Source organism: Pseudomonas sp. GW531-T4 (genome assembly GCF_017349615.1).
Lineage (GTDB): Bacteria > Pseudomonadota > Gammaproteobacteria > Pseudomonadales > Pseudomonadaceae > Aquipseudomonas > Aquipseudomonas chlororaphis_I.
The window spans coordinates 157,635-172,959 of sequence record NZ_JACMZT010000003.1 but is presented as its reverse complement, the minus strand read 5'-3'; the positions used below and the strand labels follow the sequence as shown (position 1 = coordinate 172,959).

Below are 15,325 nucleotides of genomic sequence, written 5' to 3'. Positions count from 1 at the left end.
GCGTTTTTGATGTCGACGGACAAGGTTTCTGTCCACGGCGGCTGGGCCAGTCGCTGGGTTTTCATACTCGCTGCGACTGGTTCTGCCGTGGGCCTGGGCAGTATCTGGAAATTCCCTTACATGGTCGGCGTCTACGGTGGTGGCGCCTTTGTCCTGGTATTTCTGGCCTGCATCGCACTGATCGGCGTGCCGGTGATGCTGGCGGAAACCCTGATCGGCCGTCGCGCCCGGCAAAGCCCGGCCAATGCCTTGAAGGCGCTGGCCCTGGAAGCCGGGCATTCGGCCAAGTGGTCCTGGGGCGCGTTCGCCGGAATGATCACTGCCTTGTTGATTCTTTCCTTTTACAGCGTGGTCGGTGGTTGGTCGCTGGACTACATCATCGATATGGGTCGTGGCGATTTCCAGGGTGTGACGGCGGATCAGGTCGGCGCCTATTTCGGCAAGGTGATTGCCGATCCCTGGCGGCTGACGCTGTGGCACACGCTGTTCATGCTGTTGTCGGCGGCCGTCATCGCCAAGGGTGTGGTGGCCGGGCTTGAGCGCAGCCTGCGGATCATGATGCCGCTGCTGTTCGTGATGCTGGTGATCCTGCTGGGTTACAGCATGACCACCGGGCATTTCATGGAAGGCGTGCATTTCATGTTCGACTTCAGCACCGACAAGCTGCTCGACGGCCTGTTGCCGGCCATGGGGCATGCGTTCTTTTCCCTGAGCGTCGGTGTCGGTTCCATCATGATCTACGGCGCTTACATGCCGAAGCATTCATCCATTTCCGGCACTATTGTCGGCGTGGCGCTGCTGGATACCTTCGTTTCACTGCTGGCGGGGCTGGCGCTGTTCCCGATCGTGTTTGCCGCCGGGCTGAACCCGAGTGAAGGTCCGGGGCTGATGTTTGTCAGTTTGCCTTTTGCCTTTGGTAATGTGGCGTTCGGCCAGTTGATGGGCGTGGTGTTTTTTGTCCTGGTGGCCATTGCCGCCTGGAGCTCGGCGATTTCGCTGTTGGAGCCGATGGTGGCTTACCTGGTGGAGCGGACCCGAATCCGCCGCGGCTGGGTGACATTCTGGCTGGCGTTTACCTGCTGGTTCGTCGGATTGGGAACGGTGTTTTCCTTCAATATCTGGCAGCAGGCCAAGTTTTTCGTGAACGAAGGCGGGGCTTTCCACCTCTACCAATGGGGGGCGGCGGGTGGTCTGGATTTCTTTGGGGTGATCGATTTCTTCACCTCGCGGATCATGTTGCCCTTGGGTGGCCTCTGCTTTGTGGTGTTTGCGGGTTGGGTGATGGGGCGCGAGGCGGTTCGTGATGAGCTGTCGATTCGCAGCCCGCTGCTTTTTGCCCTGACCCTGTTTTTGATGCGCTATGTGGCGCCCATCGGCATTCTTATAGTGTTTGCCGCCCAGTTGTGGAAATGACGCTGACATGACGACACATATTCAACGCTCGGCCCTGTTGCCTTATCCGGCGCAGTTTTTGTACGACCTGGTCAATGACGTGGCGCGCTACCCGGAGTTTCTACCCTGGTGCTCGTCGGCCGAGGTGCTGGAGAGCAGCGAGGTGCAGATGCGCGCCAGCTTGGCGGTTGCCAAGGGTGGGCTCAGCCAGCATTTCGTGACACGCAATACGCTGGTGCCGGGCCAGTCGATCGAGATGAACCTGGAAGAAGGGCCGTTCAACCAGTTGCACGGCGTGTGGGTTTTCAAGCCGTTGGGTGACAAGGCCTGCAAGATCAGCCTGGATTTGTCGTTCGACTACGCCGGTCCACTGGTTCGCGCGACCTTGGGACCGCTGTTCAACCAGGCGGCCAATACCCTGGTCGATGCGTTTTGTCAGCGGGCCAAGCAGTTGCATGCTTGAGCCAATGATCGAGGTCGAGGTGGTGTATGCCGCGGTCGACCGGCAGGTATTGCTCAGTGTTGCCGTGCCGACGGGGACTACTGTCCGTGCGGCAGTGAAAAGCTCCGGGATAGGTGCGCAATTTCCAGAGCTGGACCTGGACAGTTGTCCGCTGGGGATCTTTGGCAAAGCGGTTGCGGACCCTGGAGCTCAGCCGGTTCGGGCGGACGATCGCATCGAAATCTACCGTCCGTTGCTGGCCGATCCTAAAGAAGTTCGACGTCTGCGCGCGGCAAAGGCGGCGCAGGCCCGGGCTCGTACTTCAGAGTCCTGAACGAATCGACAGGCAACAAAAAGCCCGGACTCGCCGGGCTTTTTTATTCCACCACAAATTATTGCGGCGAGGTGTCCAGAGGTTCTGGTGTCGGCACCGGAACGGTCTCGACGTTGTCGACGTCCTTCTGGATCTGATCGAGCAGAGAGCCAGGCTTGGCCGGTTTTTCCGGTTTTGGCTGCTCGGCGTTTTCGCCCGGGGCGGTCACGGTGGTGCCGCTGTCCTTGCCCAGGATGGCTTCGTCACGGCTTACGCCAGGCATGAAGTCACCGGAAAGGCTGACCAGTTGGTCGTTACCGTTGAAGATGACGCTGACGCGCTCCTGCTGGCGTTCACCACCACCTGGTTGCAGGCTGTACAGATAATCCCAGCGATCGGCGTGGAACGTGTCGGTCAACAGAGGGTTGCCCATGATAAACCGTACTTGCCGGCGGGTCATTCCCGGGCGTAACTGGTCTATCATGTCCTGCGTGACGACATTGCCCTGCTGGATGTCGATTTTGTAAACCCCGGGGAATGAACAACCGGCGAGTGCGAGCAGTCCCACGAAGGTGAAACTGGTTAGCAAGAGCTTGGTGTTTTGCATCGGTGGGCGACTTCCACTATCTTGGCTGGGACAACGTAAACCCCGATCATACCCGCATTAAGAGGAGCTGCGAAGCAGCATCCGCGAGAAAGCTGACCATGGTTGAAAATAGCGAACTACGTAAAGCCGGCCTTAAAGTGACTCTGCCACGGGTCAAAATTCTACAAATGCTCGATTCCGCCGAGCAGCGACACATGAGTGCCGAGGATGTTTACAAGGCGCTGATGGAAGCTGGCGAGGATGTCGGTCTGGCCACGGTTTACCGTGTTCTGACCCAGTTTGAAGCAGCAGGCCTTGTGGTACGCCACAATTTTGATGGTGGTCATGCTGTGTTCGAACTGGCTGACGGCGGTCACCACGACCACATGGTCAACGTGGATTCCGGTGAAGTAATCGAATTCTTCGACGAAGAAATCGAGAAGCTTCAGAAGGCGATTGTCGAGAAGCATGGCTTCGAGTTGGTGGATCACAACTTGGTGCTGTACGTACGCACGAAGAAATAAGCATGTCGCGCGGATGTAGTCCGCGAAACGATCGAAGGCGACCCAAGGGTCGCCTTCGTGCTTTCTGCTCTTTATTAAAGTGGCAGTGACTCAGGCCTTGGCGGTCACCACCATTTTTTTCGCGTGGGCCAGCGACTCCTTGGTCAGGTCGATGCCACCCAGCATGCGTGCTACCTCTTCGATCCGCTCGGTCTTGCCCAGTTTGGACACCGCGGTATGAGTCGCATCGCTGCCGCGCACCTTGTGCACAAAAAGATGCTGATGGCCCTGAGCAGCCACCTGCGGCAAGTGGGTGACCGTCAAGACCTGGCCGCGCTCGCCGAGGCGGCGTAGCAGCTGACCGACGATTTCCGCGGTCGGGCCGCCGATGCCGACGTCCACCTCGTCAAATACCAGGGTCGGGACGCGAGAGGTCTGCGCGGTAATCACCTGGATCGCCAGGCTGATCCGCGACAGCTCGCCCCCGGATGCCACTTTGGCCAGGGCCTTGAGCGGCTGGCCGGGGTTGGCGCTGACCAGCAGCTCGACCTGTTCGAGGCCATTGGGCTGCAATTCGTCGCTGCTGTTGGCGTGCAGTTCGATGGTGAATCGGCCCCCGGGCATGCCCAGGCGCTGGATTTCCTGTTCGACGGCGCTGGCCAGGCTGGTTGCCGCCTGCTGGCGCAGCTCGCTCAGCTCCCTGGCCTTTTCGTGATAATGCCGGGCAAAGGATTTCAGCTCGTCGCCCAGGCGCTCGATGGACTCGTCGTTGGCATCCAGGGTCTCGATTTCCTCCAGCAGTTTCTGCTGCATGGCCGACACCTCGGTGGGCTGGATCCGGTGTTTGCGAGCCAGGGTATAGATGGCGTCCAGCCGCTCCTCCAGCTGTTGCAGGCGCGCCGGGTCCGCATCGAAATGGTCGACGAAGCGATTCAGTTCGCCGACAGCCTCTTCGACCTGGATTTGCGCGCTGGCCAGCAGGTTGGTGGCTTCCGCCAGGGCGCCGGAGGTGTTGCCGATGCTCGACAGGCGATTGAGGCTCACTGTCAGGGCGCTGAGAACGTTACCCGAATCACTTTCGCTGCAATGCTCGACGACCTGCCGGCAGATGCCCAGCAGGCTTTCGGCATTGGTCAGGTTTTTATGTTCGAGCTCCAGTTGCTCAAGTTCGTTTTCGCCGAGGGCAAGGTTCTCCAGTTCCTCCAGCTGATAGCTGAGGAGCTGGTGGCGAGCCCGCTGCTCGTCCCCGGAGTTGGACAGGCGCTCCAGCTCCTGGCGGGTCTGGCGCCAGCGCTGGGCGGCCAGCGATACCTGGCGGGCCAGGTCGGTGGCGCCGGCGTACTCGTCGAGCAGGCGGCGGTGGGTGTCGGTTTTCAGTAGCGACTGGTGTTCATGCTGGCTGTGGATATCGATCAGCAGCTCGCCGAGGGCCTTGAGGTCGCCTAGCGGGCAGGGGGAGCCATTGATGTAGCCGCGGGAACGGCCTTCGGCGGTGATGACCCGGCGCAGGATGCACGGGCTGTCGTTGTCCAGGTCGCGTTCGGCGAGCCAGGTGCGGGCCTCGGGAATGTCTTCCAGGTCGAAGGTGGCGAGAATGTCGGCCTTGTCGGCGCCAGGGCGCACCACGCCGCTGTCGGCGCGATCACCCAGGGTCAGCCCCAGGGCGTCGAGCATGATCGACTTGCCGGCGCCGGTTTCACCCGTGATGACGCTCATCCCGCGATCCAGTTCCAGATCGAGATGTTCAACGATGGCGTAGTTGTGTACGGACAGGTGCACCAGCATAAAGGCCGCTCCCAAGCTTTAGGTCTGGTTATTTATACAGTGTTTTGTTTTCGACTGACAATGCCCGGCCTTAGCTCGATTCGCTTGCTTTGCAGGTTTTTTTATCGCGTGTGGGAATGGTTGGGGAGAGGCGTTTTGCTTCGCACGATGATTTTTGCCGAGGGCGCGGCCCTTGAACCTGAAAAATGCGACCCCATATACCGGGGCAGAAGCGTGAGTTGAGCTCACGGACGATATTGAAAGGAGAATTGTATGGCTGACGAACAGACGCTGGATACGCAAAATCTCGACGCCAATCAGGCCCCTGAGGCTTCGGGCGAAGATCTGGCGGCTCGTGTGCAAGTGCTCGAAGAGCAGTTGGCTGGCGCTCAGGATCAGGCATTGCGTGTTGCGGCCGATCTGCAGAACGTCCGCCGCCGTGCCGAGCAGGATGTAGAGAAAGCTCACAAATTCGCCCTCGAGCGTTTTGCTGGCGACCTGCTGCCGGTGATCGACAGTCTCGAGCGCGGTCTTGAGTTGTCCAGCCCGGACGACGAGAGCATTCGTCCGATGCGTGAAGGTATCGAACTGACCCTGAAGATGTTCCAGGACACCCTGAAGCGTTATCAGCTGGAAGCGATCGATCCGCATGGCGAACCGTTCAACGCTGAACAGCACCAGGCGATGGCCATGCAGGAAAGTGCCGACGTCGAACCGAACAGCGTTCTCAAGGTGTTCCAGAAGGGCTATCAGCTCAACGGTCGCCTGCTGCGCCCGGCCATGGTCGTGGTCAGCAAGGCACCCGCACCGGTTTCGCCTTCGATTGACGAGAAGGCTTGAAATCGCGCGCAGGGCCCCCATTTATAGGCCAAGCGTTTAAGTGCTACCGCAGTCGGCCACCACTGCTGCGGCAACAAAATCTAAAGTTTCGGGAGAGTTAACATGGGCAAAATTATCGGTATCGACCTGGGGACTACCAACTCCTGCGTCTCCATTCTTGAAAACGGCAACGTAAAAGTTATCGAAAACGCTGAAGGCGCGCGTACCACGCCGTCCATCATCGCTTACGCCAACGATGGCGAAATCCTGGTTGGCCAGTCGGCCAAGCGTCAGGCAGTGACCAACCCGCACAACACCCTGTACGCGGTGAAGCGTCTGATCGGTCGTCGTTTCGACGAAGAAGTCGTACAGAAAGACATCCAGATGGTCCCTTACAAGATCGTCAAGGCTGACAACAACGACGCCTGGGTTGAAGTGAACGGCCAGAAAATGGCTCCGCCACAGATCTCGGCTGAAATCCTCAAGAAAATGAAGAAGACCGCCGAAGACTACCTCGGCGAAGCTGTGACCGAAGCGGTGATCACCGTTCCGGCCTACTTCAACGACAGCCAGCGCCAGGCGACCAAAGACGCCGGCCGCATCGCGGGCCTGGACGTAAAACGCATCATCAACGAACCAACCGCGGCCGCTCTGGCTTACGGCATGGACAAGGCCAAGGGCGATCACACTGTGATCGTTTATGACCTGGGTGGCGGTACCTTCGACGTTTCCGTGATCGAAATCGCTGAAGTCGATGGCGAGCACCAGTTCGAAGTACTGGCAACCAACGGTGACACCTTCCTCGGTGGTGAAGACTTCGACATCCGTCTGATCGACTACCTCGTGGACGAGTTCAAGAAAGAAAGCGGCATGAACCTCAAGGGTGACCCGCTGGCCATGCAGCGTCTGAAAGAAGCTGCTGAAAAGGCCAAGATCGAGCTGTCCTCGAGCCAGCAGACCGACGTCAACCTGCCGTACATCACTGCAGACGCCACCGGTCCTAAGCACCTGAACGTGAAGATCTCCCGCGCCAAGCTGGAATCGCTGGTCGAAGACCTGGTTCAGCGCACCATCGAGCCTTGCCGCATCGCCATGAAAGACGCCGGTATCGACGTCAGCAAGATCAATGACGTGATCCTGGTCGGCGGCCAGACCCGCATGCCATTGGTTCAGAAGACCGTTACCGATTTCTTCGGTAAGGAAGCACGCAAGGACGTGAACCCGGACGAAGCTGTTGCCATGGGTGCTGCCATCCAGGGCGCGGTACTGGCCGGTGACGTGAAAGACGTACTGCTGCTGGACGTCAGCCCGCTGACCCTGGGTATCGAAACCATGGGTGGCGTGATGACCGCGCTGATCGAGAAAAACACCACGATTCCTACCAAGAAATCGCAAGTGTTCTCGACTGCCGACGATAACCAGGGCGCAGTGACCATTCACGTACTGCAGGGCGAGCGTAAGCAAGCCGCGCAGAACAAGTCCCTGGGCAAGTTCGACCTGGCCGAGATTCCACCGGCTCCACGTGGCGTGCCGCAAATCGAAGTGACCTTCGACATCGACGCCAACGGCATCCTGCACGTAGGTGCGAAAGACAAGGCGACCGGCAAGACCCAGTCGATCGTGATCAAGGCCAACTCCGGTCTGTCCGAGGAAGAAATTCAGCAGATGGTTCGTGATGCTGAAGTCAACGCCGAAGAAGACCGCAAGTTCGAAGAGCTGGCCAGCGCGCGTAACCAAGGCGATGCCCTGGTTCACTCGACTCGCAAGATGATCGCTGATGCGGGCGACAAAGTGACCGCCGAAGAGAAGACTGCGATCGAAGCTGCCGTGGTTGCCCTTGAAGCCGCTATCAAAGGCGACGACAAGGCTGCCATCGACGCCAAGGTCGAAGAACTGTCGAAAGTGTCGGCTCCGGTCGCTCAGAAGATGTACGCCGAGCAGGCTCAGCCGGCAGAAGGCGCAGCTTCGCAGGCTGAGTCGGCCGAGAAAGCCGATGACGTCGTCGACGCCGAGTTCGAAGAAGTAAAAGACCACAAGTAAGACTGCTTGTCGGTCGGCCGGTTGACTGCCTTTGTGCGGTGACTGGTAGGATGTCGCCGCGCGGGAGCTTGCTCCCGCGTTGGCGTGTCTGGAGCAAGCGAATTTTTTACGGCGTGCGATTCTTTTCGCGCGCTGGCGGTACGGTCGGAAATGCTCCTGCTTTCCGTTCGGGATTACCGCAATTGTCGGCCAGTCTGTTGGTCGTCTATCCAAGACCAGGATCGTTGAATTGACGTGAGTTGGGTCCGGGCCTGTATTGGGGCTCAACGAGTTTGACGAGGCTCAGGAGAGCGTTGTCGAACGTCCTTAAGAGTGCGAAGACTTATGGCAAAGCGTGACTATTACGAAGTATTGGGTGTGGAGCGAGGCTCGAGCGAAGCCGACCTGAAAAAGGCTTACCGCCGTCTGGCGATGAAGCATCACCCGGACCGTAATCCCGGCGACAAAGCGTCGGAAGATATGTTCAAGGAGGCCAACGAGGCCTACGAAGTATTGTCTGACTCGAGCAAGCGCGCGGCTTATGACCAATATGGTCATGCCGGTGTCGATCCGAGCATGGGTGGCGGTGGCGCCGGTTTTGGTGGCCAGAACTTCTCCGACATCTTTGGCGATGTCTTCAGTGATTTCTTTGGTGGCGGTCGCGGCGGCTCCCGTGGCGGCGCTCAGCGTGGCAGTGACTTGCGCTACACCCTGGAGCTGAACCTGGAAGAGGCGGTGCGCGGTACCACCGTGAATATCCGCGTTCCGACGCTGGTCAACTGCAAGCCTTGCGATGGCTCGGGTGCCAAGAAAGGCTCTTCGCCGGTGACCTGCCCGACCTGTGGCGGTATCGGCCAGGTGCGCATGCAGCAGGGCTTCTTCTCGGTGCAGCAGACCTGCCCGCGTTGCCATGGCCAGGGCAAGATCATTTCCGACCCGTGCGACTCCTGCCACGGCGAAGGCCGCGTCGAAGAGTACAAGACGCTGTCGGTGAAGGTGCCGGCGGGTGTCGATACCGGCGACCGCATTCGTCTGTCCGGCGAAGGGGAGGCGGGTACCCAGGGCGGCCCTACGGGCGACCTGTATGTGGTGATCAATGTGCGTGAGCACGCGATCTTCCAGCGCGACGGCAAGCACCTGTTCTGTGAAGTGCCTATCAGCTTCGTTGACGCGGCGCTGGGCGGCGAGCTGGAGATCCCGACGCTGGATGGCCGAGTCAAGCTGAAGATCCCTGAGGGGACCCAGACCGGCAAGCAGTTCCGCGTGCGTGGCAAGGGCGTGGCTCCGGTTCGTGGCGGCGGCGCTGGCGACTTGATGTGTCGTGTCGCGGTAGAAACGCCGGTAAACCTGAGTCGTCGTCAGCGTGAGCTGCTCGAAGAGCTGCGTGGTTCCCTGGCGGACGATAATACCCACTCGCCAAAAACCACTGGCTGGTTCGAAGGCGTGAAGCGCTTCTTTGGCGACCTGTAAGGAGCGCGGCATGCGACGTATAGCTGTAATGGGCGCCGCAGGGCGCATGGGCAAGAACCTGGTGGAGGCTGTGCAGCAACGCTCGCCGCTCTCCGGGCTTACCGCAGCCATCGTACGGCCTGGCAGTTCGTTGGTCGGTGCTGATGCTGGTGAGCTGGCGTCGCTGGGGCGCATTGGTGTGCCGATGTCCGACAGCCTGGAAAAGGTCGCCGATGAATTCGATGTGTTGATCGATTTCACGCTTCCGGAAGTGATGCTGAAAAACCTGGCGTTCTGCCGTAAGGCGGGCAAGGCCATGGTGATCGGTACCACGGGGCTGGGCGCCAAGGAAAAGCAGATGCTGGCCGAGGCGGGCAAGGATATTCCGATCGTGTTCGCCGCCAACTTCAGTGTTGGCGTCAACCTCTCGCTGAAGTTGCTCGACATGGCGGCCCGCGTGCTGGGCGATGATGCGGACATCGAAATCATCGAGGCGCATCACCGGCACAAGATCGACGCGCCTTCAGGTACGGCCTTGCGCATGGGTGAGGTGATTGCCGATGCGCTGGGGCGTGACCTGCAGAAGGTCGCAGTGTATGGCCGTGAAGGCCATACCGGTGCCCGCGAGCGTGAAACCATTGGTTTCGCCACGGTTCGTGGTGGTGATGTGGTTGGTGATCACACCGTGTTGTTCGCCGCCGAGGGCGAGCGCCTGGAGATCACCCACAAGGCCTCCAGTCGCATGACTTTCGCCAAGGGTGCGGTACGTGCTGCGTTGTGGCTGGACGGTCGTCCGGCGGGTCTTTATGACATGCAGGATGTGCTGGATCTGCGTTGAGATGCATCCAAAACAGGGCCAGGCTTCGCGCTTGAGCCCTGTTTTTACCCGCTAAGCGATGTTCTGTCGCATTCCTCTGCCTTTAAGGCTCTTTAGCGGTGGACCAAAAAAGCCTTTTTCTGTAAGCTACAGCTTTAGTGTGTCCACTAAAAGCGCGCAGAATAATTCGGTGAAGAAGCGGGGTGACGTGTCCATACGTCACTCCGCTTTTTTACAACCTGCGATCGCCCTTTCAGGCTTTATTTACGGGAGGTCTTCTTGACTAAGCCAGCCATACTCGCCCTTGCTGATGGCAGCATTTTTCGCGGCGAAGCCATTGGAGCCGACGGTCAGACCGTTGGTGAGGTGGTGTTTAACACCGCAATGACCGGCTATCAGGAAATCCTTACCGATCCTTCCTACGCCCAACAGATCGTTACCCTGACTTACCCGCATATCGGCAATACTGGCACCACGCCGGAAGACGCCGAGTCCGATCGTGTCTGGTCGGCCGGTCTGGTGATTCGCGACCTGCCTCTGGTTGCGAGCAACTGGCGTAACACCCTGTCCCTGTCCGACTACCTGAAAGCCAACAACGTTGTGGCGATCGCCGGTATCGACACCCGTCGCCTGACGCGCATCCTGCGCGAGAAAGGTGCGCAGAACGGCTGCATCATGGCCGGCGACAATATCTCCGACGAAGCGGCGATTGCCGCTGCACGCGGCTTCCCGGGCCTGAAAGGCATGGATCTGGCGAAGGTCGTCAGTACCAAGGAAAGCTACGAGTGGCGCTCCAGTGTCTGGAACCTGAAGACCGACAGTCATCCGACCATCGAAGCTTCCGAGCTGCCTTACCACGTGGTTGCCTACGACTACGGCGTCAAGCTGAACATCCTGCGCATGCTGGTCGAACGCGGTTGCCGCGTGACCGTGGTGCCTGCGCAAACCCCGGCCAGCGAAGCTCTGGCGCTCAAGCCTGACGGTGTGTTCCTGTCCAACGGCCCTGGCGACCCCGAGCCTTGCGATTACGCCATCCAGGCGATCAAGGACGTGCTGGAGACCGAGATTCCGGTCTTCGGTATCTGTCTGGGCCACCAACTGCTGGCACTGGCCGCCGGCGCCAAGACAGTGAAGATGGGCCACGGCCACCACGGCGCCAACCACCCGGTCCAGGACCTGGACAGCGGTGTGGTGATGATCACCAGCCAGAACCACGGTTTTGCGGTGGACGAAGCCACCCTGCCGGGCAACGTGCGGGCGATCCACAAGTCGCTGTTCGACGGCACCCTGCAAGGTATCGAGCTGACCGACAAGAGCGCATTCAGCTTCCAGGGCCACCCTGAAGCGAGCCCGGGCCCGAACGATGTGGCGCCGCTGTTCGATCGTTTCATCAACGAGATGGCCAAGCGACGCTGAGTGCTCGCCCCTGAAGGTGGCCCCGGCCTCGGCGGCCCCTTCAGCGCTTCAGAGATTTGATCAAGACGGCTTGCCGACTGACCTGCGGATTTGAGTGACAACCCATGCCAAAACGTACAGACATTAAAAGCATCCTGATTCTCGGCGCTGGCCCGATCGTGATCGGCCAGGCCTGCGAATTCGACTACTCCGGCGCCCAGGCCTGCAAGGCCCTGCGCGAAGAGGGTTACCGGGTCATCCTGGTGAACTCCAACCCGGCGACCATCATGACCGACCCGGCCATGGCCGACGCCACCTACATCGAGCCGATCAAGTGGCAGACCGTTGCCAAGATCATCGAGAAAGAGCGTCCGGACGCTCTGCTGCCGACCATGGGTGGCCAGACTGCGCTGAACTGCGCCCTGGACCTGGAGCGCGAAGGCGTTCTGGAGAAGTTCGGCGTGGAAATGATCGGCGCCAATGCCGACACCATCGACAAGGCTGAAGACCGTTCGCGCTTCGACACCGCGATGAAGGCGATCGGCCTGGAGTGCCCGCGCTCCGGTATCGCCCACAGCATGGACGAGGCCAATGCGGTTCTCGAAAAGCTGGGCTTCCCGTGCATCATCCGTCCGTCCTTCACCATGGGCGGCACCGGTGGCGGTATCGCCTACAACCGTGAAGAGTTCGAAGAGATCTGCGCCCGCGGCCTGGACCTGTCGCCGACCAAGGAACTGCTGATCGACGAATCGCTGATCGGCTGGAAAGAGTACGAGATGGAGGTGGTCCGCGATAAAAAGGACAACTGCATCATCGTTTGCTCGATCGAGAACTTCGACCCGATGGGCGTGCACACCGGTGACTCGATCACCGTGGCTCCAGCACAGACCCTGACCGACAAGGAATACCAGATCCTGCGTAACGCCTCCCTGGCGGTACTGCGCGAGATCGGCGTGGAAACCGGCGGCTCCAACGTCCAGTTCGGCATCTGCCCGAACACTGGCCGCATGGTGGTGATCGAGATGAACCCACGGGTATCCCGTTCTTCGGCCCTGGCTTCGAAAGCCACCGGCTTCCCGATTGCCAAGGTCGCGGCCAAGCTGGCTGTGGGTTACACCCTGGACGAACTGTCGAACGACATCACCGGCGGCAAGACCCCGGCGTCCTTCGAGCCGTCCATCGATTACGTCGTGACCAAGCTGCCACGCTTCGCCTTCGAGAAGTTCGCCAAGGCTGACGCTCGCCTGACCACTCAGATGAAGTCGGTGGGTGAAGTAATGGCCATTGGCCGGACCTTCCAGGAGTCCCTGCAGAAAGCACTGCGCGGCCTGGAAGTGGGTGTCTGCGGCCTGGATCCGAAGCTCGACCTGAGCAACCCGGAAAGCATGAACGTGCTCAAGCGCGAACTGACCGTGCCGGGCGCCGAGCGCATCTGGTACGTGGCTGACGCCTTCCGTGCCGGCATGACCGTCGAGCAGATATTCGGCATGAACATGATCGACCCTTGGTTCCTGGTGCAGATCGAAGATCTGATCAAGGAAGAGGAGAAGGTCAAGACTCTGGGCCTGTCGGCCATCGACCGCGACCTGATGTTCCGCCTCAAGCGCAAAGGCTTCTCCGACCAGCGTCTGGCCAAGCTGCTGGGCGTGACCGAGAAGAACCTGCGTACCCACCGCCACAAGCTGGAAGTGTTCCCGGTCTACAAGCGCGTCGACACCTGCGCCGCCGAGTTCGCCACCGATACCGCCTACCTGTACTCGACCTACGAGGAAGAGTGCGAGGCAGCGCCTTCGGGGCGCGACAAGATCATGATCCTGGGCGGCGGTCCGAACCGCATCGGCCAGGGCATCGAGTTCGACTACTGCTGCGTGCACGCGGCACTGGCGCTGCGTGACGATGGTTATGAAACCATCATGGTCAACTGCAACCCGGAAACCGTTTCCACCGACTACGACACTTCCGATCGCCTGTACTTCGAGCCGGTGACCCTGGAAGACGTGCTGGAAATCGTCCGCGTCGAGAAGCCAAAAGGCGTGATCGTCCAGTACGGTGGCCAGACTCCGTTGAAGCTGGCGCGTGCCCTGGAAGCGGCCGGCGTGCCGATCATCGGTACCAGCCCTGACGCCATCGACCGTGCCGAAGACCGTGAGCGCTTCCAGCAGATGGTCGAGCGCCTGAACCTGCGTCAGCCACCAAACGCCACTGTGCGTAGCGAAGACGAAGCGATTCGTGCCGCGGCCAAGATCGGCTACCCGCTGGTGGTGCGTCCGTCCTATGTACTGGGCGGCCGGGCGATGGAAATCGTTTACGAAGAAGAAGAGCTCAAGCGCTACCTGCGTGAAGCGGTACAAGTGTCTAACGACAGCCCGGTGCTGCTGGACCACTTCCTCAACTGCGCCATCGAGATGGATGTGGATGCGGTCTGCGACGGCAAGGATGTGGTGATCGGCGCGATCATGCAGCACATCGAGCAGGCTGGCGTGCACTCCGGTGACTCCGCTTGCTCGTTGCCGCCGTACTCGCTGCCCGCGCACATCCAGGACGAGATGCGCGAACAGGTCAAGAAGATGGCGCTGGAGCTGGGCGTGGTCGGCCTGATGAACGTACAGCTGGCCCTGCAGGGCGAGCAGATCTACGTCATCGAGGTGAACCCGCGTGCTTCCCGTACCGTGCCGTTCGTTTCCAAGTGCATCGGTGTCTCCCTGGCAATGATCGCCGCGCGCGTCATGGCGGGTAAGACCCTGAAAGAGCTGGGCTTCACCAAGGAAATCATTCCTAACTTCTACAGCGTCAAGGAAGCGGTGTTCCCGTTCGCCAAGTTCCCGGGCGTCGACCCGATCCTCGGCCCAGAGATGAAGTCGACCGGCGAAGTGATGGGCGTCGGTGACACCTTCGGCGAAGCCTTCGCCAAGGCCCAGATGGGCGCCAGCGAAGTGCTGCCGACCGGCGGTACCGCATTCATCAGCGTGCGCGACGATGACAAGCCACTGGTTGCAGGCGTGGCTCGCGATCTGATCAACTTGGGCTTCGAAGTGGTCGCCACTGCCGGTACTGCCAAGCTGATCGAGGCGGCAGGCCTGAAGGTGCGTCGCGTGAACAAGGTGACCGAGGGACGTCCGCACGTGGTCGACATGATCAAAAATGACGAAGTCACGCTGATCATCAACACCACCGAAGGTCGTCAGTCGATCGCCGACTCTTATTCCATTCGTCGTAACGCCTTGCAGCACAAGATCTACTGCACCACTACCATTGCTGCGGGCGAGGCCATCTGTGAAGCGCTCAAGTTCGGTCCGGAAAAGACCGTGCGCCGCTTGCAGGATCTACATGCAGGATTGAAGGCATGAATAAATACCCAATGACCGTCCAGGGCTCCAAGGCCCTGGAAGAAGAGTTGACGTTCCTCAGCAAGGTCGAGCGGCCACGCTTGAGCCAGGCCATCGGTGAGGCTCGTGAACTCGGTGACCTCAAGGAAAACGCTGAATACCATGCTGCCCGCGAGGAGCAGGGAATGGTTGAGGCGCGGATCCGTGACATTGAAGGCCGCCTGCAAAACTCGGTTGTCATCGATGTGACGAGCATTCCCCATACAGGCAAGGTGATTTTCGGCACTACCGTCGAAATCGCCAACGTCGAAACCGATGAAAGCGTCACTTACCAGATCGTTGGTGAGGATGAGGCTGATATCAAGCTCGGAAAGATCTCTGTAGGTTCGCCCATTGCCCGTGCCTTGATCGCCAAGGAAGAGGGTGATGTGGTTGCCGTTAAAACGCCTAGCGGCGTGATCGAGTACGAGATTGTCGAAGTCCGCCACATCTGAACGAGG

Annotated in this window: 13 protein-coding genes; 11 read left to right on the top strand and 2 right to left on the bottom strand. The window is 59.8% G+C overall.

Annotation, left to right across the window (positions count from 1 at the left end):
* Positions 1–9 precede the first annotated feature (9 nt).
* The 3 genes from J4D28_RS03665 to J4D28_RS03655 are packed head-to-tail and all read left to right on the top strand — an operon-like array spanning position 10 to position 2,168.
* On the top strand, positions 10–1,413 hold the full coding sequence (locus J4D28_RS03665) for a sodium-dependent transporter (RefSeq protein ID WP_025810026.1): 1,404 nt from the start codon (positions 10–12) through the stop codon (positions 1,411–1,413).
* A gap of 7 nt (positions 1,414–1,420) precedes the next feature.
* Positions 1,421–1,855, top strand: coding sequence for a type II toxin-antitoxin system RatA family toxin (locus tag J4D28_RS03660; protein ID WP_009046921.1), 435 nt, complete (start codon positions 1,421–1,423; stop codon positions 1,853–1,855).
* Positions 1,848–2,168, top strand: a complete 321-nt coding sequence (locus tag J4D28_RS03655; protein ID WP_177477855.1) for an RnfH family protein — start codon at positions 1,848–1,850, stop codon at positions 2,166–2,168. Before J4D28_RS03660 ends, J4D28_RS03655 begins: the two co-directional genes overlap by 8 nt.
* A 58-nt stretch (positions 2,169–2,226) precedes the next feature.
* Here the strand turns inward: J4D28_RS03655 and J4D28_RS03650 are convergent, their stop codons facing one another.
* The gene (locus J4D28_RS03650) at positions 2,227–2,754 is read right to left on the bottom strand and encodes an outer membrane protein assembly factor BamE (RefSeq protein ID WP_009046923.1); all 528 of its coding nucleotides are present in this window, start codon (positions 2,752–2,754) and stop codon (positions 2,227–2,229) included.
* 98 nt (positions 2,755–2,852) lie between these two features.
* On the opposite strand from J4D28_RS03650, the gene fur reads away from it, so the two are divergent.
* Positions 2,853–3,257, top strand: coding sequence for a ferric iron uptake transcriptional regulator (fur, locus tag J4D28_RS03645; protein WP_007920840.1), 405 nt, complete (start codon positions 2,853–2,855; stop codon positions 3,255–3,257).
* A 90-nt stretch (positions 3,258–3,347) separates the two neighbouring features.
* On the opposite strand, the gene recN is transcribed toward fur, so the two are convergent.
* The gene (recN, locus tag J4D28_RS03640) at positions 3,348–5,021 is read right to left on the bottom strand and encodes a DNA repair protein RecN (RefSeq protein ID WP_038582156.1); all 1,674 of its coding nucleotides are present in this window, start codon (positions 5,019–5,021) and stop codon (positions 3,348–3,350) included.
* A gap of 252 nt (positions 5,022–5,273) precedes the next feature.
* Here recN and grpE point away from each other — a divergent pair, with 252 nt between their 5' ends.
* The 7 genes from grpE to greA all read left to right on the top strand — a co-directional run bounded on the left by grpE (position 5,274) and on the right by greA (position 15,319).
* Positions 5,274–5,840 carry a nucleotide exchange factor GrpE gene (gene grpE / locus J4D28_RS03635; protein WP_007920848.1) on the top strand — a complete coding sequence of 189 codons (567 nt, stop codon included), beginning with the start codon at positions 5,274–5,276 and terminating at the stop codon, positions 5,838–5,840.
* A gap of 102 nt (positions 5,841–5,942) precedes the next feature.
* Positions 5,943–7,859 carry a molecular chaperone DnaK gene (dnaK, locus tag J4D28_RS03630; protein ID WP_009046925.1) on the top strand — a complete coding sequence of 639 codons (1,917 nt, stop codon included), beginning with the start codon at positions 5,943–5,945 and terminating at the stop codon, positions 7,857–7,859.
* 324 nt (positions 7,860–8,183) lie between these two features.
* Complete coding sequence (dnaJ, locus tag J4D28_RS03625; RefSeq protein WP_009042118.1) at positions 8,184–9,308, top strand: molecular chaperone DnaJ; 1,125 nt, start codon at positions 8,184–8,186, stop codon at positions 9,306–9,308.
* A 10-nt stretch (positions 9,309–9,318) separates the two neighbouring features.
* Positions 9,319–10,125, top strand: a complete 807-nt coding sequence (gene dapB, locus J4D28_RS03620; RefSeq protein WP_009046926.1) for a 4-hydroxy-tetrahydrodipicolinate reductase — start codon at positions 9,319–9,321, stop codon at positions 10,123–10,125.
* A gap of 258 nt (positions 10,126–10,383) precedes the next feature.
* Positions 10,384–11,520 (top strand): glutamine-hydrolyzing carbamoyl-phosphate synthase small subunit, encoded by a 1,137-nt coding sequence (carA, locus tag J4D28_RS03615; RefSeq protein ID WP_009046927.1) that lies wholly within the window; start codon positions 10,384–10,386, stop codon positions 11,518–11,520.
* A 104-nt stretch (positions 11,521–11,624) separates the two neighbouring features.
* Positions 11,625–14,846, top strand: coding sequence for a carbamoyl-phosphate synthase large subunit (gene carB / locus J4D28_RS03610; protein ID WP_007920860.1), 3,222 nt, complete (start codon positions 11,625–11,627; stop codon positions 14,844–14,846).
* Positions 14,843–15,319 carry a transcription elongation factor GreA gene (greA, locus tag J4D28_RS03605; RefSeq protein ID WP_009042122.1) on the top strand — a complete coding sequence of 159 codons (477 nt, stop codon included), beginning with the start codon at positions 14,843–14,845 and terminating at the stop codon, positions 15,317–15,319. The genes carB and greA overlap by 4 nt, the downstream gene beginning before the upstream one ends.
* The last annotated feature ends 6 nt before the right edge of the window (positions 15,320–15,325 follow it).